The organism is Sphingomonas phyllosphaerae 5.2, from assembly GCF_000419605.1.
Lineage (GTDB): Bacteria > Pseudomonadota > Alphaproteobacteria > Sphingomonadales > Sphingomonadaceae > Sphingomonas > Sphingomonas phyllosphaerae_B.
Genome location: NZ_ATTI01000001.1, coordinates 804,893 through 824,499, shown reverse-complemented (window position 1 = coordinate 824,499; position 19,607 = coordinate 804,893). Strand labels below are relative to the sequence as shown.

15 protein-coding genes and 1 pseudogene are annotated in these 19,607 nt (G+C 64.1%); 4 read left to right on the top strand and 12 right to left on the bottom strand.

Annotated elements, in window-relative coordinates; all coding sequences use genetic code 11:
* Positions 1-183: 183 nt before the first annotated feature.
* The 6 genes from SPHPHY_RS0103985 to SPHPHY_RS0103960 all read right to left on the bottom strand — a co-directional run bounded on the left by SPHPHY_RS0103985 (position 184) and on the right by SPHPHY_RS0103960 (position 9,377).
* Positions 184-1,617, bottom strand: a complete 1,434-nt coding sequence (locus SPHPHY_RS0103985) for an IS1182 family transposase (protein WP_022684912.1) — start codon at positions 1,615-1,617, stop codon at positions 184-186.
* 238 nt (positions 1,618-1,855) lie between these two features.
* Entirely contained in the window at positions 1,856-3,136 is a 1,281-nt protein-coding gene (locus SPHPHY_RS19170; protein ID WP_231370343.1) for a sensor histidine kinase, read from the bottom strand.
* A gap of 92 nt (positions 3,137-3,228) precedes the next feature.
* Positions 3,229-3,903 carry a response regulator transcription factor gene (locus SPHPHY_RS0103975; RefSeq protein ID WP_022685409.1) on the bottom strand — a complete coding sequence of 225 codons (675 nt, stop codon included), beginning with the start codon at positions 3,901-3,903 and terminating at the stop codon, positions 3,229-3,231.
* Between the two features lie 4 nt (positions 3,904-3,907).
* The gene (locus SPHPHY_RS0103970; RefSeq protein ID WP_022685408.1) at positions 3,908-5,284 is read right to left on the bottom strand and encodes an efflux transporter outer membrane subunit; all 1,377 of its coding nucleotides are present in this window, start codon (positions 5,282-5,284) and stop codon (positions 3,908-3,910) included.
* On the bottom strand, positions 5,281-8,382 hold the full coding sequence (locus tag SPHPHY_RS0103965; RefSeq protein ID WP_022685407.1) for an efflux RND transporter permease subunit: 3,102 nt from the start codon (positions 8,380-8,382) through the stop codon (positions 5,281-5,283). The genes SPHPHY_RS0103970 and SPHPHY_RS0103965 overlap by 4 nt, the downstream gene beginning before the upstream one ends.
* Positions 8,382-9,377: an efflux RND transporter periplasmic adaptor subunit gene (locus SPHPHY_RS0103960; RefSeq protein WP_028056465.1), complete on the bottom strand. Its 996-nt coding sequence runs from the start codon at positions 9,375-9,377 to the stop codon at positions 8,382-8,384. Before SPHPHY_RS0103960 ends, SPHPHY_RS0103965 begins: the two co-directional genes overlap by 1 nt.
* 136 nt (positions 9,378-9,513) lie before the next feature.
* Between SPHPHY_RS0103960 and SPHPHY_RS0103955 the strand changes: the two genes are divergently transcribed.
* Entirely contained in the window at positions 9,514-10,275 is a 762-nt protein-coding gene (locus SPHPHY_RS0103955) for a membrane protein (RefSeq protein ID WP_028056464.1), read from the top strand.
* A gap of 46 nt (positions 10,276-10,321) precedes the next feature.
* On the opposite strand, the gene SPHPHY_RS0103950 is transcribed toward SPHPHY_RS0103955, so the two are convergent.
* Complete coding sequence (locus SPHPHY_RS0103950; RefSeq protein WP_231370342.1) at positions 10,322-12,274, bottom strand: hybrid sensor histidine kinase/response regulator; 1,953 nt, start codon at positions 12,272-12,274, stop codon at positions 10,322-10,324.
* Positions 12,275-12,624: 350 nt separating this feature from the next.
* Here SPHPHY_RS0103950 and SPHPHY_RS0103945 point away from each other — a divergent pair, with 350 nt between their 5' ends.
* On the top strand, positions 12,625-13,227 hold the full coding sequence (locus SPHPHY_RS0103945; RefSeq protein ID WP_022685402.1) for an anthrone oxygenase family protein: 603 nt from the start codon (positions 12,625-12,627) through the stop codon (positions 13,225-13,227).
* Positions 13,228-13,338: 111 nt separating this feature from the next.
* Here the strand turns inward: SPHPHY_RS0103945 and SPHPHY_RS21775 are convergent, their stop codons facing one another.
* Both SPHPHY_RS21775 and SPHPHY_RS0103940 read right to left on the bottom strand, forming a co-directional pair.
* A complete protein-coding gene (locus SPHPHY_RS21775) occupies positions 13,339-13,500 on the bottom strand; it encodes a hypothetical protein (protein WP_022685401.1) in 162 nt (53 codons plus the stop codon).
* Positions 13,501-14,409: 909 nt separating this feature from the next.
* The gene (locus tag SPHPHY_RS0103940) at positions 14,410-14,925 is read right to left on the bottom strand and encodes an SHOCT domain-containing protein (RefSeq protein ID WP_022685400.1); all 516 of its coding nucleotides are present in this window, start codon (positions 14,923-14,925) and stop codon (positions 14,410-14,412) included.
* Between SPHPHY_RS0103940 and SPHPHY_RS0103935 the strand changes: the two genes are divergently transcribed.
* Entirely contained in the window at positions 14,924-15,631 is a 708-nt protein-coding gene (locus SPHPHY_RS0103935) for an SHOCT domain-containing protein (protein WP_022685399.1), read from the top strand. The genes SPHPHY_RS0103940 and SPHPHY_RS0103935 overlap by 2 nt on opposite strands.
* A 178-nt stretch (positions 15,632-15,809) precedes the next feature.
* On the opposite strand, the gene SPHPHY_RS19165 is transcribed toward SPHPHY_RS0103935, so the two are convergent.
* From SPHPHY_RS19165 to SPHPHY_RS21225, 3 genes and pseudogenes are all read right to left on the bottom strand, one after another.
* The gene (locus tag SPHPHY_RS19165) at positions 15,810-16,646 is read right to left on the bottom strand and encodes a 3'-5' exonuclease (protein ID WP_022685398.1); all 837 of its coding nucleotides are present in this window, start codon (positions 16,644-16,646) and stop codon (positions 15,810-15,812) included.
* A 64-nt stretch (positions 16,647-16,710) separates the two neighbouring features.
* Entirely contained in the window at positions 16,711-17,427 is a 717-nt protein-coding gene (locus SPHPHY_RS0103925; RefSeq protein ID WP_022685397.1) for an IS6 family transposase, read from the bottom strand.
* A gap of 59 nt (positions 17,428-17,486) precedes the next feature.
* Positions 17,487-18,108: pseudogene (locus SPHPHY_RS21225) on the bottom strand (IS6 family transposase); the annotation flags it as partial.
* A 1,006-nt stretch (positions 18,109-19,114) separates the two neighbouring features.
* On the opposite strand from SPHPHY_RS21225, the gene SPHPHY_RS21220 reads away from it, so the two are divergent.
* Positions 19,115-19,534: a MucR family transcriptional regulator gene (locus tag SPHPHY_RS21220; RefSeq protein WP_081645386.1), complete on the top strand. Its 420-nt coding sequence runs from the start codon at positions 19,115-19,117 to the stop codon at positions 19,532-19,534.
* Positions 19,535-19,607: the final 73 nt, after the last annotated feature.

Genomic DNA, 19,607 nt, shown 5'->3' with positions numbered 1-19,607 from the left:
TTCACACAGCTTCTTGTGGGCTGTATTTAGCGGCCTGGGCCCTGGGCGGCAACATGCCATCAACTCGGCTCGCGCTTCCCGGAAAAGCGCCGCTCTGCTGGTATTGAGCAGCCGAAATTGGTGGAGGCTGTGTGAGAACGTCCTCGGGACGGCGGTCTGATTGTCGCAAGCGAGGCCGGTCGTTCAACCGTGCATCGCGGCGATCAAGCCCGACACACCGCGCAGGGCGATGGCGCGTTTGATGTTGTAGGCGAGGATATGGAGGCTGGCTTCGGTCGCCACGTTCTCGAGCCTTCGTGTCCGGAAGTGGCTTCTGCCCATCCAGTCTTTCAGCGTGCCGAAGACATGCTCTACCGTTCTTCGTCGAACGCGCATGGCATCGGGCCAGCGCTCGAGCCGCGCCTGCATCGCCTCGATCACCTCTTCGTGCTCCCATCGCTTGATGCGTCGCTCAACGCTGGTGGTGCAGTTCGTCTTCACCGTGCAGCGGGAGCGGCAGGCGGGAGTGGCATAGCCGTAGAGCGTCAGCCCATGCTCAAGGCTGGAGAACCGTCTGGTCATCGTCTCGCCGGCCGGGCAGCGATAACTGTCGGTGTCGGGCTGGTAGACGAAGTCCTGCTTGCCGAAGCGACCCTCCGCCTTGGCGCCCGAGGTGAGCGGTTTGGGGCAGATCGCCACGATGCCGGCCTCTCCGCAGGCCAGCACCTCTGCACCTGAAAAGTAGCCGCGGTCGGCCAGCACGGTGAGCGTCTCGACACCTGTCGCCTCGCGCGCCTGTTGTCCCATGTTCGCCAGCGACGTGCGATCGTGGCCGAGGTTGATGACCTCGTGTGCCACGACGATATGGGTGTCCGCATCGACCGCCGCCTGAAGGTTGTAGCCGACAAGGCCCGTACCGCCTCCCGCCGAGGCCATCGCGCGCGCATCGGGATCGGTCAGCGAGATCTGCCGGTCGGGCGCCGCCGCGACCGCCTGCTCCATGGCTTCCAGGTCGCGCATCTGCCGGCGCAAGGCGTCGAGCCGCGTCGTCAGTCGCGCCGTGCGCAGCTCAGTTGCCTGGCCCTCCTGCCGGTCAGCGGTGTCGAGCATGCCCAGGTAGCGCTGGATACTGGCGTCCACCTGCTCCATCCGGCGCCGGATCGTCACTGGCGTGAAGTTTCTGTCGCGCGCGTTCACCGCGCGCAAACGGCTGCCGTCCACCGCTACCGTGCCGCCGGCGATAAGACCGAGGTTGCGGCAGACGAGTACGAAGCGCCGGCATGCCGCCTGGATGGCGGTGCCATGGTCGCGGCGGAAGTCGGCGATCGTCTTGAAGTCGGGCGCTAGCTTGCCCGTCAGCCACATCAACTCGACGTTGCGCCCGGCCTCGCGCTCCAGCCGCCGGCTCGACTGCACCTGGTTCAGGTAACCGTAGACGTAGAGCTTGAGCATGGTCGCCGGATGATAGCCCGGCCGGCCTGTCACGGCCGCGCCCTCGAAGCCAAGCTCGCAAAGATCCAGTTCGCCGACGAACATATCGACCACCCGAACCGGGCTGTGCTCAGCTACATAATCGTCGATGCAGTCTGGCAGCAGCAGCTTCTGCCGCCGGTCGCTACCCTCGATGAAACGGCTCATTCCAGCACCTCCACCAGCGCCAGAACTCTAGCACATCAGCGCGTTTTCACACAGCCTCGGTGGTTAGCGGTCCGGCAGCTTTCGGGAAGGCGAGTGGCGAAAGCTGCCTTTCCCGAAAAGGATCGAATTGCGCGAATTTGAGCGCTTTCCCGAAAGCCGTGATGCGAATAGTATTGGGAAGCCATCAGCGCGCATCCGACATGGCCCCATCTTCTACTCCGGGGTAGAAGGCGGCATTTCAGACGTTCGTCTCGACGGCCTGATTGGCGACTTCCAGATCAATCATGACCGCGAAGCCTGATGTTCGATCTATCGTGGCCCGTCCACGATGGGCGTCAGCAATCGCCCGTACCAAAGCGAGGCCCAACCCGTGCCCGGGCCTGGACCTGCTGGCTTCGCCTTGCGAAAACCGCCTGAACAGATGATCGGGTTCGTCGGCCGATGCATCCGGACCGTCGTCCGACAGGCAAAGCCTTGCCCCTCGGGGTGACCGGGCGAGATCGACACTCACGTTCGTTCCCGACGGGGTATGGGTCAGGACATTGTCGAGCAGATTGGCGACGAGCTGCTGAAGCAGACGACGATCCCCATCGATCGTCAGTCCCGGCGCGATCGTGGCGGTCAGGCGATGGTCGCTTGCTTCCATGTCGGGGCGGTATGTCTCAACGATATTTTCCACCAGCGCACTAAGGTCCAGGCGCTGGAAATGGGCCTGGGCTGCCTGTCCCTCGACCTCCGCAATCCGGAGCAGGGCGGCAAAGATGTCGAGCAATTCGCGCGATTGATCGGCCGCAGCCGTGATCGCAGCGTGCCGGGGTTCGCGCTCTGGGGTAGTCAGTGCCTCCTCCAGCCTGTTGTGCAGGCGCGTCAGCGGTGTGCGCAGATCATGCGCCACGTCGCTCGACACCTGTCGCAAATTATCCATCAGCGTACCGATCCGGTCGAGCATCCGGTTGAGCGTTGCGCTGACGCGGTCGAACTCGTCGCCTGTGCGGCTCACAGGCATTCGCTGTGACAGGTCGCCGTCGATGATCGCCAGCGCGGTGCGATCGATTTGCGCGAGGCGGTGTCGGGTCACCAAGCCGACAATCCACGCCGCGCCGATGCCGAGGAAGAGCATCGCCCCGAACGCGCCGGCAAACAAGCGCAGGAGCGTCGCATCCATGTCGTCGATGACCCCGCGATCGGCCGCGACCAGCAGGCGGTGCCCGCCCGGCAGGATCGTGGTCAGCGACTGCGCGATCCGGCGCTCGCCAGTGTGGACGTAGGGCAGCAACTCGACGAAGCCGGCCTGCGTGGGGACCTCCGCGTCCAATTGCCCGGCGACGGTGGCGCCGTCCGGCGTAACCAGACGATAGTCGAGACTGCCGGCACCCCGCGCGGTTTCGCGTCGCCGGATCGCGTCGGCAACGCCCGCCGGCCCGTCATCGCCCTCGTCGATCAGCGCCTGCGTTTCCGTGGCGATCCGATGGTCGAGCTGTTGCTCCAGTGCCTCGTGCGTCGTCTCGAACGCGACCACGCCGATCGCCAGCGTCGCCAGCGCAAAGCCAAGGGCAACGATCGTGACGAGGCCGAAGGTCGTGCGCCACCAGCGTTTGAACCCGACCGGCATTATCCGCCCCGGATCATGTAACCGGCACCCCGCACCGTTTCGATCGCGTCATCGTCGAACCCGGCGTTCAGCTTGGTGCGCAGCCGGCTCAGATGCGTTTCGACGATGTTGGTCTTCGGGTCGAAATCGAAATCCCAGACCCGCTCCAGCAGCATGGTGCGGGTCATGATCCGCCCGGGATTGCGCATCAGCTCTGCGAGGAGCGTAAATTCGCGCGGCTGGAGCGTGACCCGCCGGCCTGAGCGGGTGACGGTGCGGCGATGCAGGTCGAGCGCGATGTCGCGGACGATCAGCGTCGCCGGTTCGACTGCCAAGACCTGCCGTCGCCCCAGCGCCTGCACGCGAGCGGCCAGTTCGGAAAAGGCGAACGGCTTGACCAGATAGTCGTCAGCGCCGCCCTCGATGCCTTCCACCCGGTCGCTCAATCCCCCGATCGCGGTCAGCATCAGCACCGGCGTCATGTCGCCGGCCGCGCGCAGCGCCCTGACCAGCGACAGACCATCGAGACCGGGCAGCATCCGGTCGACGATCAGCGCACCAAAGCCGCCTTCGGTTGCCTGGTACAGGCCGTCGCGGCCGTCACCGCTGAGAACGACCTGATGCCCCAGCTCGGTAAAGCCCTTGCCGATGAACCGGCCGGTGTCGGCATCGTCCTCGACGATCAGGATACGCATGGTGTCATTCTACCGGAGGCGCACCGGTCCGCCAGCCTCCGCCGAGCGCTCGAAACAACGCGACCTGTCCCTGCGCGACCGCCAGATCGGATTGTGCCCGGGCCATGCTGGCAGAGGCGGCAGTCCGCTGCGCGTCGAGCTGAATCAAAAAGGCCGCGTCCCCCAGCCGGACACGCGCTGCGGCACGACGGGCATAGAGGTCGGCCTGGGTAGCCGCGATGGCAAGCGCCCGGTTACGCCGCGCCTCGGCATCATAGGCCGCCAGCGCGGTCTCCACTTCCCGAAGCGCGCGCAGCACCGCCACGTCCCAGCCGGCCAGCGCCGCGCGTTCGGTTGCCCGCGCCTGTGCCAGCCGGGCCCGGGCTGGCGCCTGGTTGGGGAACGCCCAGCTGAACAGCGGCGATGCGGTCGCCGCAAAGCCACCCGTCAGCAGACCGATCGCGCCGCCCAGATTGACGCGCGGATAGAGGTCCGCCCGTGCGACACCGATCCGTGCGGCGGCAGCAGCCAGCCGCCGTTCGGCTTCGCGAATGTCGGGACGCCGCAGCAACAGCACCTGTCCGTCACCGACCGGGGCAGAGGCGCGCAATGCCGGCGGACGGAGACAGATGACGACTGCGGCGCGGGCCTCGGCGGGCGGCCGACCCTGCAACGTCGCCAGCCGGAAGCGCGCGTTGGCCTGCGCCGCAGCGAACGGAGCAAGCGTCGCGCGGGTCGTCTCCGCCAGACTGGCGGCCTGCGAGACCTCCAGCGGCGAGACTTCGCCTGCGCCAAGCTGATCCTGGACCAGCGCGACCGATCGATCCTGCACGCGGACCTGTTCGCTCGCGACCGCCAGCGCCTGCGTCGCGCCGCACAGATCGACATAGGCGAGGACGGTATCGGCGACGACCGCGACACGCAGGCCGTCGAGGGCGGCTGCCTGCACCTCGGCATCGGCCCGGGCGGCAAGGGCGGACGAGCGCAGCCGTCCGAACAGGTCCGCATCCCAGCTGGCGGTGAGCGCCAGATCAAAATCGGTCGTCGGCACGTTCGACGAGGCGCTGGGCTGCGCCGCGGTGTTATCGAGGGTCAGCCCGCTCTCGATCGTAGTCTGCGGCAGTCGCGCCGCTTGCGCCTGCCGCAGCGCCGCCCGCGCGCCGTCGAGATTGGCATAGGCGACGCGAAGATCGGCGTTGGCGGCGAGGCTCGCCCGCACCAGCGCATCGAGTGCGGGATCGTCGTAGAGTCGCCACCAGTCGTCGGGCACCGGCGCGATTGTGGCCACCGGCAGCGTTGCGAACGGCCCGGTCGCGGTAGCCGGCGCAACCGTCGGCGAGGGCAGCGGCGCGGTCATGCAGGCGGACAGACCGCACGCGGCGAGGAGGGCGAAATGCTTCATGCCGTGGCCTCCGTCGTGGCAGCATCCGGCACCGGTTTCTCCTTGCCGAACCGTGCGTAAAGCGCAGGCATCAGAAACAGGTTGAGCGCGGTCGACGACACCAGACCACCCAGGATGACGATCGCCATCGGATGCTCGATTTCATGGCCCGGCGCATTGCCGGCGACGATCAGTGGCAGGAGCGCGAGGCCTGCGCACGCGGCGGTCATCAGGATCGGGATCAGCCGTTCCTCCGCACCACGCAGGATCAGCGCGGGACCGAACGCCTCGCCTTCGTGTCGGCGCAGATGATCGTAGTGCGACAACAGCATGATGCCGTTGCGCGCGGAGATGCCGATGACGGTCACGAAGCCGACCAGCGAGCCGAGCGACAGCACGCCCCCGGTCAGCGCGACGCCGACGACCCCGCCGACCAGCGCGAACGGCAGGCTGAGGCCGACCAGCGCAGTGATGCGGGTCGAGCGGAACTCCATCCAAACCAGCAGCAGGATACCGATCAGGCACAGCAACCCCGTGGTCCACAGCCGCTCGCGCGATTCCTTCAGCGAGGCATATTCACCCATCACCTTCGGGTGATACCCGGTCGCGAACGGTACTTGGCGCACAGCCGCCTCGACACCGCGGGCGACCGATCCGAGGTCGGCACCGGCCACGTTCAGCGTCACGTCGATCCGACGCTGGCCATTCTCGCGCTTCACCTCGTTGGGGGCGGGAACGATGCGGACATCGGCGACATCGCGCAGGCGGACGGGGGCACCCGCCGGCGTCTGGATCATCAGGTCACGCAGCGCGTGCAGGTCGCCGCGCACCTTCGGCTCGCCCCAGAGCGCCACGTCGAAGGCCTTCTGGTCGCGGTAGATCTCGCCCAGCTTCTGCCCGGCCACCAGCGTCTGCGCCTGACGCCGCACCTCGCCGGCGGTCAGGCCCATCGTCGCGAGGTCTGCGGCACGCGGCACGATCTGGATCTGCGGCACCAGCACCTGCTGCTCGACCTTGAGGTCGGCGACGCCGGGGATGCCGGCGACCTTCGCGCGCACCCGTTCGGCCGCGGCCCGCAGCTCGCCCTGATCGGGTCCGAAGATGCGGACGACGACGGTCGCCCCGGCCCCGCTCAGCACCTCCTTGATACGCTCGCGCAGGTAGGTCAGCACGTCGCGGTACAGGCCGGGGTAGCCGTCGATCACCGCCTTGATGCGCGCGACGCTGGCGTCATAGGGCGCATTCTCGTCGAGGCTGATCCAAAGTTCGGTGAAGTTCGGCCCCACCACCTCGTCCGCCGCCTCGGCGCGGCCGATATGCGCGCCGAAGTTGCGAACGCCGGGGATGCTGCGCAGCTCCTTCGACGCGCGGATCGTGATCCGGTCCATCGCCTCGATCGACGTCCCCGGCTTCTCGACGAAGTGCATCAGGAAGTCGGTTTCACGGAAATCGGGAAGGAACTGGTCCTTGAACGATGCATAGCCGACGCCGGCGAGCATCAGCCCGCCCGCGACGATCCCAATCGCCAGCGCAGGCCGCGACACCAGCTTCGGCAGCACCCTGGCATAGCGGCGCTTCAGCTCGGCCACGAGCCGCGTGTCGCGCTCGTCGGTCAGCGGCGCGTTCGGCAGCAGGAACAGGCACAGCGCCGGTGTCACGACGAGTGCTACCAGCAGCGACGCGCCGATCGCCAGCACATAGGCGACGGCCAGCGGCTGGAAGAAGGTCCCCGCCACCCCGCCGAGGAAGAAGATCGGCAGGAACACCAGCATGACGATCAGCGAGGCGAACACCACCGCCGATCGCACCTCCAGCGAGGCGGAAAGCACGACGTCGAATGCCGATCGGGGGTTGCCCGCCTCGCGGTTGAGCCGCAGCCGGCGCGCGATATTCTCGACATCTATGATCGCGTCGTCGACCACCTCGCCCAGCGCGATGACGAGGCCGGCGATCACCATCGTATTGATCGTCGCCCCGCTCCACAGCAGCACCAGTCCTGCGCCCAAGAGCGATAACGGGATCGCGACGAGGCTGATGACCGCCTGCCGCCAGTCGCGGGTGAACGCGAAGAGCACGATCGCCACCAGCAGGCAGCCGATCATCAACGCGCGGGTGAGATTGTCGATCGAGCGTTCGATGAAGGTCGCCGGACGGAAGATCGTCGTGTCGATCTTCACGTCGCGCAGGCCCGGTTTCAGCTCGGCAATGGCTGCTTCGACGGCATGGGTCAGCTGGAGCGTGTTACCGGTCGGCTGCTTCTCGACGATCAGCATCAGGCCGGGGCCATCGTCGATGATCGCATTGCCGATCGGCGCGGCGAAGCCGTCCACCACGCGCGCGACGTCGCCGATCCGCACCGGTGCCTCGCCGCTCTGCTTGACGATCATGGCGGCAAGGTCGGCTGCGGTCTGCACCGCGCTGGTCTGTTGCACGGCGAGCCGCTGCTGCGCGGTATCGACGAAACCGCCCCCGCCGATCAGCACGGCATCGCCCGCCGCGGCACGGACTTCGGCCAGCGTCACACCCGCCGCGCGCAGCCGGTCGGGATCGACGAGGATCTGCAACTGGCGGTCGCGCAATCCCCAGATCGCGACATTGGCGACGCCCGGCACCGCCATCAGCCGCGGCCGGATCGTCCAGCGCGCCAGCTCGGACAATTGCATCTGATCGAGCTTCTTCGACGAGATGCCGATCTTCATCGCCCGGCTGGTCGACGACAATGGGGGTAGCATCACCGGCGCGCGCGCGGCGGTCGGCAGGCGCGCCTGCACCTGCGCGACACGCTCCTGCACCAGCTGGCGAGCACGGATCACATCGGTGCCACGGTCGAACAGGATCTGGACCGAGGACAGGCCCAGCACCGACTTCGACCGGAGTGTGGCGAGGCCCGGTACGCCGTTGACCTGCGTCTCGATCGGCACGGTGATGAGGCTTTCCACCTCTTCAGTCGACAGGCCCGGTGCCTCGGTCTGCACCTCCACCATCGGCGGAGCGAACTCGGGGAACACGTCGAGCGGGACATTGCCGCCGGCGCGAAGCCCCAGCACGACGAGCAGCGCCGCACAGGCCAGCACCAGCACGCGCTGCGTCAGCGCGGCACGAACAAGCCAGCCGAGCATCAGTGCGGTGTCCCGAACTCGGTGCCGAACAACTCGGCCGCGCCGTCCGTCACGACCTCCGCGCCGCGCTCCAGCCCACGTGACAGGATCGCCCGGCCGTTATCGATGCTGGCCACCTCGATCCGCTGGCGGACGTAGGTGTCAGGCGCGGTGCGGCGATAGACCCATTCGCCGCCATGGATGTCCCGGACGATCGCCGCAGCCGGGATAGCAAGCCCCTCGGCGGTCCCACCCAGCGGCAGCGACACCGCGACCCGCTGGCCGACGCGCCACGTCCGCTCACGATTGTCGAGCGTGAAGAACAGATCGACGGTGCCGGCGACGGCGTTGGCGGAAGGCGGGGCCTGCACCGGTCGCGCGGATCGGGGTGCGGCGGTGTCATCGCCGAGTGGCCGGACGGTCGCAGATGCGCCCCGCGTGATGTCGCCGACGTCGCTGCCGAAGACCGGGACACGCACCCAGACGCTTGCAGGGTTCGCCATCGCCGCAACGGGCGGACCGAGCAGGCGGCGCCCCGCGACCGCCGCGTCGGCTGCGGCCCGTGCCGTGGCGAGCGCTGCCGCTGCCTCGTCGCGAGCGCGGACGCTGCCGGCCTCTTCGCGAACCAGCGCCGACGCCCGGTTCAGCGCGATCGTCGCCAGTCGCACCAGCGCACGCGTCCGCGCGACCTCGCCGTCCGCTGCCGCCTGCGCGGTCCCGATCTGAGCGAGGTTGCTGGTCGATCCGGTCGGCACCCCCGCCGCACCGATCGGTGGCACGACGATCTCGCCGCTGGTGGCACGGACCTGCGCGGTCGTCCCGTCACCGACCGCCGCGACGCGGATACCAAGCCGCTGCACCGCTTCGGGAGTCAGTGTCAGCCGCAGCAGATCGGCCTCATGCGCGACCGCCTCCGCCTTGGCGGGTGGCTTCGGCGAGGGAGCCGGGTCGGTACCGCAGCCTTGCAGCAGAAGCGCGGAAAACAGGAGCGTGGCCAGCAGGGACGATCGGATCATCCGGACCGTCTATCCCGTCATCATTGGGGTGAGCTTGGCGGAACTATACAATGCCCCAATGTGACGGTGCAGGCTTCGCTGCGATCAGGACCGGGAGTAGATCGGGCTTCCACCCTGAGAGATGCCACCAATGACCCTGTCCGACGACGCGCGCAGCACCCTGGTCAAGGTTCCGGCGGTGGCGCTCGGCTTCTGGATCATCAAGATCCTCGCGACGACGCTGGGCGAGACCGCCGGCGACACGGTCAGCATGTCGATGAACCTCGGCTATCTCGTCGGCAGCGCGATCTTCCTGAGCCTGCTGGTGCTGCTCGTCGTATTGCACATCAGGGCCGATCGCTATCGCCCCTTCCTCTACTGGGCGACGATCATCGCCTCCACCACCGCTGGCACCACGATGGCGGACTTCGCCACGCGGTCGCTCGGGATCGGCTATACCGGCGGATCGACGCTGCTGCTGGCCCTCGTGCTGGCATCGCTGTTCGCCTGGTATCGCGCGCTCGGATCGATCTCGGTCGATACCGTCCACGAACCGCGGGCCGAACTCTTCTACTGGATCACGATCACGCTGTCGCAAACGCTGGGCACGGCGCTGGGCGACTGGCTCGCAGACACTGGCGGGCTCGGCTATATCGGTGCGGCGGGCGTCTTTGCGATCGGGCTCGCGCTGCTTGTCGCCCTCTATTTGATGACCAACATCAGCCGCGTCGCGCTGTTCTGGGCCGCCTTCATCCTGACCCGCCCGCTTGGTGCCGCAGTGGGTGACTTCCTCGACAAGCCGGTCGATCATGGAGGACTGGCGTTCAGCCGGCCATTGGCGTCGATCGTGCTCGCGGCTGCGATCATGTTGCTGGTGGCGATCCTGCCGCGGCGCGCAGCGGGCACAGATCGCGCGTAATAGGACCCCTCATCACAATCCGGATCGTCGAAGACGATGGGCCGGCTCAAGCCTGTCTCAGGATCTCGGCGACTTTCATAGACAGCGCCTCGATCGTAAATGGCTTGGTCAGCAGTTCCATACCCGGTTCGAGATGGCCGTTGCCCACCGCTGCGTTCTCCGCATAGCCGGTGATGAACAGCACCTTCAGCCCTGGCCGCAAGGATCGTGCTGCGTCGGCCACCTGACGACCATTCATCCCATTGGGCAATCCAACATCGGTGATGAGCAAGTCGATCCTCGCTCCCGATTGCAGGACCTTGATCCCGGCCGCTCCGTCGCCGGCGCCGATGACCGTATAGCCCTGTTCGTCCAATACCTCGTCGATGAGATGGCGAATGGTCGCCTCGTCATCCACAACGAGGATGGTTTCGCCGCTGCCCTTCATGTTCTCTGGCAGTACGTCGTCACCCGCAGTGTTCGTGGCTTCGCCGTCATACCTGGGCAGGTAGATACAGATGGTCGTACCCATGCCGACTTCGGAATAGATCCGGACCTGTCCGCCCGACTGACGGGCAAAGCCGTACACCATCGACAGGCCAAGACCCGTTCCCTGTCCGATCGGCTTGGTGGTGAAGAACGGCTCGAACGCCCGCTCGACGACCTGCGGCTCCATGCCCGTGCCGGCGTCGGTCACGCAGATCGACAGATACTCGCCGGGATCGATGTCGTGCTGACGGGCGGCACGCTGATCGAGACGCTTGTTGGCGGCTTCGATGGTAATACGTCCCCCACCCGGCATCGCGTCGCGGGCGTTGATGCACAGGTTGAGCAGTGCGCTTTCCAGCTGCGTCCCGTCGATCATCGCCGGCCATAGGCCAGGTGCATCGATGACCTCGATCGCACACTCGGGTCCTACCGTACGCCGCAGCAGATCCTCCATGCCCCTGACGAGCGCGGCGACGTCGGTCGGCCTCGGATCGAGGGTCTGACGCCGGGAGAATGCCAGCAGACGTTGCGTCAATGATGCAGCGCGCCTGCCAGCGCCCTGTGCCGCCGAAATGAAGCGGTCGAGGTCGTCGGTGCGCCCGCGCGCGACACGCATCTGTAGCAGCTCCAGATTGCCCATCATGCCGGTCAGCAGGTTGTTGAAATCATGGGCGAGGCCACCGGTGAGCTGGCCTACCGCTTCCATCTTCTGGCTCTGCCGCAGCATCTCCTCGCGATTCTGCTCCTCAGTGATGTCACGACCCACGGTGTAGAAAATGCCGCTGCCAGGATCGCTGTCCGGCGTAGCCGACCATGCGAACGAGATCGGCGTCCCGTCCGCCTTCAGCAGGCGAACGAGGAACTGATGCACCGGCTCGCCACGCATCAGCGTTTCGATGACGCTGCCCGTAGCGTCGAGATCGTCGGGATGGATGATGTCTGAAAACGGCCGGCTGGTCAGTTCATCATGCGAGCGACCGAGAATGGACGCCCATGCCGGGTTGATGGTCTTGAGATAACCATCGAACGTCGCCACGCCGAAGAGATCGCGCGTCATCTCGAACAGGCGGTTTCGGGCCGCTGACGATTGGCGGTCAGCGACGACTTGTTCGGTCGTCTCCGTGCAGGCGCAGAATAGACCGTCGATCTCCCCCGTCTCGCTGCGGACGGGCGTATAGCTGAACGCGAAATGGGCTTCCGGATGTCGACCGGGACGATCGAGCTCCAGTGACAAGTCGGCCATGTGAACGGGTTCACCACGGGCCACGGCATCGAACAGCGGCGTCAGTTCGTCGCGAACCTCCGGCCAGACATCGAAGAAGGGCCGGCCAAGGGCACCGGGATGGCGATCAGCCAGCATGGGAGCGTAGCCGTCATTGTACAGCAGGATGTGATCGGCACCCCAACCGATGAACATCGGCTGATCCGCTCCCAGCATGACGCCGACCAGAGTTTTCAACGGTTGAGGCCAGCTATCGGGCGGTCCCAGCGGTGAGTTGCTCCAGTCGTACGCGCGCATCACCGCGCCCATGCGCCCGCCGCCCGTCAAAACCTCAAAGTGCAACGACTTACCTCGCCTTGGACTACCATTGGTCATCATAAGGGGGTTGCCAGCGAAGGCCTAGCCTCCCCGTTTTCAGACACGGAAACGCGACTGCAACAGGGGCTGAAACAGCACCTCGTAATCGAGTTCAAACCGATGCTCGCGATCCTGTCTTCCCGTACGAGAACGGCGATCGAGACGGCCGGCGCGTTCTCAAAAGGATGGTTATTCGAGAAGGCCGCGAGCCGCGCACGAACATGAGCGGCTTGTCGTCGGCCGGATTTCGGCAGAGGATCCCGGCCAGTCGCATAAAGCGTGCGGGTTCGGACGGAGGCCGTATGGCGAACAGGGAAACCATCACCCGAGCGTTCCTGTGGCTTGCGGTACTGGTAGGAGGACCACTGCTCGGCGCAAAGCTGTTCGATCTTGTCGTTCTTGCCGGCGCCTGGGGTGCCGATCCGCCTGCATCTCTCGCGATGATGCCCTATGGCAAGGCGTGGCCCGTCGATACCGGCGTGTTCTTCATCCCGTTCTCGGCGGCCATGTTGATCGCCGGATTTGGAGCGCTGGTCGCCGGATGGCGCACACCCTGGCGTTACCGCTGGCAGCTCTGCCTGCCATCGATCGGCATCCTGCTCCTGCTCATCCTGACGGTGGTCGCGTTCTGGCCGATGAACGCGGCGCTCTATTATCACGGTATCGGCTCGTCCAAAGATACGATCACCGATCCCCAGTCGGTCGCAATGGCGAAGCGCTGGGTAACGCTGGACTGGGTTCGCGTTGCCGGCGCGGCCGTCGCCTTCGTCGCTCCGTTGCGAGCACTTACTTTGCCGTGGCCCCGAGAAACCACTCCAGAGGACCCGCCCCTTGTGCGTGCCATACTCGCCTGCGCCCTTCTGGGAGTCGTCGCATTCGTCGTGTGGTTCGTGTCGAACCTGTGACTGCCGCTGGGGAATCGCAGCCGGTTCGGCTTACCCGTCCGGGATGCCGGATCGAGTGCGTGCCGCCTTACCCGGACACCCCAATCCCCTCGTGCACACCTATCTCTTCGGTCATGCGGCTGCGTTCGCAACGTCTCCGGCTATGGCAATGTCGTTGCGCGCATCTTCATGCGGCTGCACATCGTTGTCGGCATTCGCAGCTACTTTGCCGATAGCAATGATCGGTTGCCGATGGGGAAAGGTGCTCGCCGCCAAAAATTCGCCATAAGCCATGGCGAGCCCTTCGTGGGCCATCCGCGCAGACGACCGACCCGTGCATTATGCAGGGAGGTTTGCTCACGCCCAGAATGTAGTTTATTTTCATGATCCGCATCCTGATGGAGCGGGATCATACATCGCTCTCAGTCGCGCGATGCTCACAAGGGGCGCACGATATCCGTCCACACCATGCCTAGGCCCCCAGACTCGATCAATCGCCATGCCCTGGCCCGTTGACGATATGCCACGTCGCGCCGTGACATTTACCGCTGACAGAGAGTGCCAATTAGCGCTGACATCCACAGAGTGTGGCGCTTTCTGCCGATCTTCCCTTTCTCGAAAAGGAAGGTCAAACAGGACAAGGCCGTTGATACACGCGCTGCGCGTTTCTTCCGGTCACGCTTCCCCGAAATCTGTTCCTGATTGGATTTTCCCGAAATTTGCCGGTCGAACATGAGAAAACGGGAACTGGACGAGCGGTTTGAACGGCCAATTTCGGGACGCATGCCGATCGAGTGAACGGCCGATATGGGGCGGAAGCTGTCCGGCAGCTCTGCGACGGGTAGACCCACAACACGACATTCAGTGGTGGTTCCGCGTTCTCCAACTTTGGACATCCATTCATGTTCGCCTGACGCCTCGAACAGCGATGGCGGAAATGGCGAGAAGCGGGACATTCCTGCCGTTCCCGCGTGCCGTGCCTAACGGCTGCTCTCGCCAAAACCTGCCTCTTAGTCGGCTTGGCCGCTGCGCCGCCAAGTCTGCCTTGAAGCACACGCTCACCTACCGCAAGCCGACGTTCTGACACGAGCTTCTGACACCCGCGAAGTCGCGGAAAACCGTGCATTGACATGCCATGACAGAATCGACCGGTTGTGACACCATCACAACATGACGCTTTACCTTGGTAAAATGGGCTGCGCCTCAGCGTCGCCTGCGCGCCAGTGGAACCACGAAGCCGATAGCACCCAAAATCATCAGCAACGCGCCGAAGGAGAATATCTGGCGCTGCTCCTTAAGGCGCGAAAGGTTGACGATCCGCTCACCGGCCATCGTCCGCTCGAGCCGATCATTTACGTCACTGATCGCACGTGCCTTGTCCTCGATGCTGCTGGACACGTCTATCGACGAATATGCGCTTGGCGCATCCATGGGACTAATCGTCGCATCGTAGATGAACGTGGAATACAGCACGGCGCACAGGCCTGTAATGAACGCTGCGGCGCTGATCTTCTGAAGTGGCGAATGAGGGGAGAGGCGCTCCGACACGATCAGCGGCGCTGAAGCAGCCGCACCATCCTCGTCAAACAGAATGCGCTTTTGCTCGGCAAACTCTCCACTGGACAGAGCGCCTTGATCCCGCAATCGGACGAGCCGCTCCAGCGCATCATAGTCCACTAACTTGCTCTCCAATGGATGGCTGATAGGATCGTAGGGCATGCATGATTGGATGAGCAAGTTGGAGCGCGCAAAGGCGCTGCTGGACGCCGGTGCGCTGACACCGGAAGAGTTCGAGGCCGAAAAAGCTCGGCTGCTGCCTAGCTCGTCATCAACCGTCGTCGACCAAGACGAGCACCTCGCCGTTGGGTCTCAGGAAGACGAGCCTAGCGCCCGTACTCGCTGGATCAAGGCTACTATCGCTGCGGTGCTTGTGATTGCAATCGCGACGCTAGCATATCTGCTGCTCGCGGATCGCTCGCCCAAGCCGACGGCTAAAAAAGCGGCACGTTTACCTACCGCAACGCCCCAAAGTGCTATGCCGGCGCCTGTAGCTCCGCCTACTCCGAAGCCGAAGCCGAAGTCGAAGTCGACCGAGGCGGAGTTCGGCTGCATCGGCGCCTATTCAAATGTGTCCTTCTCAGAAGAAAGCGGCGATGGCTCCGGCCTGTTCGTTCGGATTGGAAAGTCAGGCTCGATCACGTGGAAATACTATGAAGGCGGCATCTCGCGCGGGAACGTGACGGTGAACAAGCGTTCGGCCGATCGCATCTCCGCGACGGTGCACTATGTTGGCGATTCCAATGACGCACCCTCTAACGTCGTGCTGAAGTGCAACGCTGGGAAGCTGTCTGCCAGCAACGCGAACATCGGCAATCTGACGTTGCGCAGATTAACCCCAAAGCAGGCCGCCGAGCTCGACCTGTAGCTTCTAGTCGCGCCCTGATGATTGCAGCAGCTGTCTGCTGCCGCTTCGGGCTGGGGTCACAACCGACCGGTTATGACACTGAGAAGCCCCATCGCGGTCATTCTCGGCTGCGGCCGCTAAAGCCGCTCCGAGAAGCAAACGTTCGTTCATGCCATGCCAGTCACCACGATGATCCCCGTCAGTTCAGGACGTTGATGCCAGTCGGACCGAGAAACGGGCCTGGTGGATTATTCCAGCGATCGCGCTCGGCGACATACATAAGGAACTTTTCGGCCCGCGTAATCGCGACGTAGAACTGCCGCTTTTCCGCCGCGAGGTCGGTGGTGTTGTAGTGCGGGAACGATCCCGTACGCATTCCGATGATGCACACCGCGGCATATTCGCGTCCCTTGGCGGCGTGTATCGTGGAAAGGCGAAGTGCCTTGGTGGGGCTAGCGAAGAGTCCGAGATGCTCGATGGAAAGGTTGGCGACGTCCACCTTCTGCCGGACCATGTCGGCCTTCATCTCCTGCACGGAGGCATAGAACAGACCAGACTGCTGTGAGTCGACGTATCCCGCCTGTCGCAGGATATCACCCGTGGCCTGCGACATGGCGTCCAGCCAGCCCAATGCACCATGGCCGGCTTGGGCGAGCCTAACGGCTTCACGCTGCAGCCTGACCAGCACTCGCCGACCCTCGAACCCGAACAGTTCGAGGCGAGTCTCGCCACTTGCGTCCTGAACCGTGTGGAAGAGCGCGCGTTCGAGCTGCCGCGTCGTGTCGGGCGACGGCTCCACGATGGCGCCACAAAGTTGCTCGGCAAGCTGGGCGAAAAGTCGCGACCGCTTGTAAGGGCGCGCACCTGGGCCGACGATCGGGGTGCCGAAGTCCCGCAAGAGCCTGGCGAGTGCGATCAGTGAATACCAGTCCTTGGCAAGGATGATGGATTCGCCGCGCGGGATCCCGCTCGCCTCCAGCGTCGGAAGAAATTGTTCCGTCACAGCTTGGAAAGCCGTGCCGCCCGTGACTACCACTGGTGCTGTCAGTCTAACGCGAACCGCTCTCTACACGATGCACGTCGGGCTTTGACGGTGATGTTCAGCTAACGAGCGCCTGCCACTCCGCCAGTGCGGCGGAGCGTCGTTCCCGATAGGTCTGTCGATCGATGAGGTGGCGCTCCAGGCTGAAGTGGTTGTGGACGTTGGCGTGAACAGAGGCGAACTTCTGCAGCGTCTTCATCTGCCGGAAGCGCTGCATCGCCCGCTCTCGTCGTCGGAACGGAAGATGACTGTTCTCGGCCCGATTGTTCGCCCAGCGTCCGGTCTCCTGCTTTTCGGCGTTGCCAAGGTCGTTCATCGCCGCGCGATAGCTGCGCAAACCGTCGGTGGTAATCGCATGGGGCGAGCCATGGCGCCTCAGCGCCTTCTTCATAAAGGCGAGCGCTGCCTCCTTGTCGCGGGTGCGCGTGACGTAGCTTTCTAGCACCTCGCCCTCGTGATCCACCGCTCGCCACAGGTAGACCATCTCGCCGTTCACCTTCACGTACATCTCGTCCAGGTGCCAGCGCCAATGTCGGAACCCGCGCATCCGGCTCACCCGCTGGCGGCGGATGTCGCCGGCGAACAACGGGCCGAACCTGTTCCACCACAACCGCACCGTCTCGTGGCAGATGTCGATACCGCGCTCGAACAGCAGGTCCTCGACGTTGCGCAGGCTTAGCGGAAAGCGCACGTACATGAGCACCACCAGCCGGATCACCTCGGGCGACGAGTTGAAGTAGCGGAACGGCGAGGCTGGCTTGCGCGGTCGAGGCATGCGCTGCCCTACCCCACCGTCGCCCGATTACCAGCAGGTGCATTTGGTTTGACGGAGCCGTTGTGGACGTTGGCGTGGACGGATGCGAACTTCTGCAGCGTCTTCATCTGCCGGAAGCGTTGCATCGCCCGCTCCCGTCGTCGGAACGGCAGGTGACTATTCTCCACCCGGTTGTTCGCCCAGCGACCGACCTCCTGCTTTTCGGCATTGCCCAGTTCGTTCATCGCAGCACGATAGCTGCGCAGACCATCGGTGGTGATCGCCTCCGGTGAGCCGTGCCGCTTCAGCGCCTTCTTCATGAACGCAAGCGCGGCCGCCTTGTCTCGGGTTCTGGTGACGTAGCTTTCCAGCACCTCACCCTCGTGATCGACGGCGCGCCAGAGGTAGACCATCTCGCCGTTCAGCTTCACGTACATCCATTCAGGTGCCAGCGCCAATGTCGGAAGCCGCGCATCCGGCTCATGCATGCGCGACGGATGTCGCCCGCAAAGAGCGGACCAAACCTGTTCCACCACAACCGCACCGTCTCGTGGCAAACGTCGATCCCGCGCTCGAACAGCAGATCCTCGACGTTTCGCAGACTAGCGGAAAGCGCACGTACATCAGCACCACCAGCCGGATCACCTCAGGTGACGAGTTGAAGTAGCGGAACGGTGAGGCTGGCTTACGCGGACGGGGCATGCCTGTGCCCTACCCCACCATCACCCATTTACCAGCAGGTGCATTTGGATTGACGGAGCCCGGGCGGGGCATGCGCTTCCCCTACCCCGGCGAGCGGCGCAGGTGCATTAGCTTTGACAGAGCCGCTTCCTTCCATTCTAACGAAAGGATCGCACCATCAAACCGTGGGATCAAACACCTAATAACGGTTTCAGCGAGGCCGACGACCTATACGAGCGCAGTCGGGTCCCGCCGCATTCCACATGGATGCGCCCGCCTGGCGAGGACGCAGTTTTGCGGGTCGGGGCGCGGAAATAGAAAAAGATTCTTTTTCAAGTGTCTTTTTTTATTGAATTTCGTGGCAGTGCGCGTATTAACCCTTCTGTGACGTCCGACACCTGATCTAATCCCTTGGATTAGGTGGAGCGAAAGCCGCCGGTTTAAAAGCTGGCGGCTTTTTGCTGCGTTGTCGCCGAGATGGAACTGTTACTGCCAGGCACGGCGGCATAAATGCCCAGTGGCGTTGCTGCTCCGATCTTTTTTGGCAATCGCGTTTGGACCTGGCGGGTTATTATGTCCGCACGGCATGTGACCAATTCCGAGCAGCTAGCTCAAGAAAGCTCGGTACGGCTTTTTGCAATGGCAAGGCTCACGCATCCGACCAGCTCGTCCGCTACGAGGAGAGTTCTTCGGCGTGATCGGCGGCGAGCAACCACAGTGATCATGCGCGCGCCTTGCTCCGACAGTCACATGGCGCTTCCGCAGCAAGCACCCCTTTAGCTGCCAGGATCCTGAGCGAGATGTTGCTCCGGAACGGCATCTCGTAGAGCTGCAGCCCCGACGGACGATCGCCGGCGCGGAGATCGACAAGGTGTCGACATCACATCGACCGCCAGGGCGGCCTGCGTTGCCTCGAAATCACCGGAAGCCTAGCTCATGTGTCGACAGCGGTATGCCTTGCAACGCAATCATCAAGCCTCCAAAGGACCGATCCGCCCACGTCCCGATGAATACGCAAGGATATATGATGGCTGATGCTCCGAACGCCGTTCAGCTAGCCACTGAGTTGACAGTTGCATGGTTAAGCAACCCTAACGCGCGCGTAAAAAGCGAGGAAGTGCCTGCTTTCCTGCGCTCCATGCACGATGCCATTATAGCCTTAACCATCGCAAATGAGCAACATCGCCACGTTAAGATTGAGTTGAAGCAGTTTGTCCCAGCAGTGTCGGTGCGCAAGTCACTTGGTTCACAGGACCACATCATTTCTTTGATCGACGGGAAACCTTACCGGACTCTGCGTCGGCATCTCGGAGGGCATGGCCTCACACCAGACGAGTATCGCCGGCGTTATGGCCTTAAGGCTGACTATCCGATGGTGGCGCCTTCATATCGCGAGAGTCGCCGCGACCTTGCTAAAAAGAACGGACTTGGCCGCAAGCCTCGTTAAATTGCGGTTTCCACTAGAAGCAATGGAATTGTGGCTGCCTAGAGGATTGAGAGCTGTACCGCATCGTAAACCT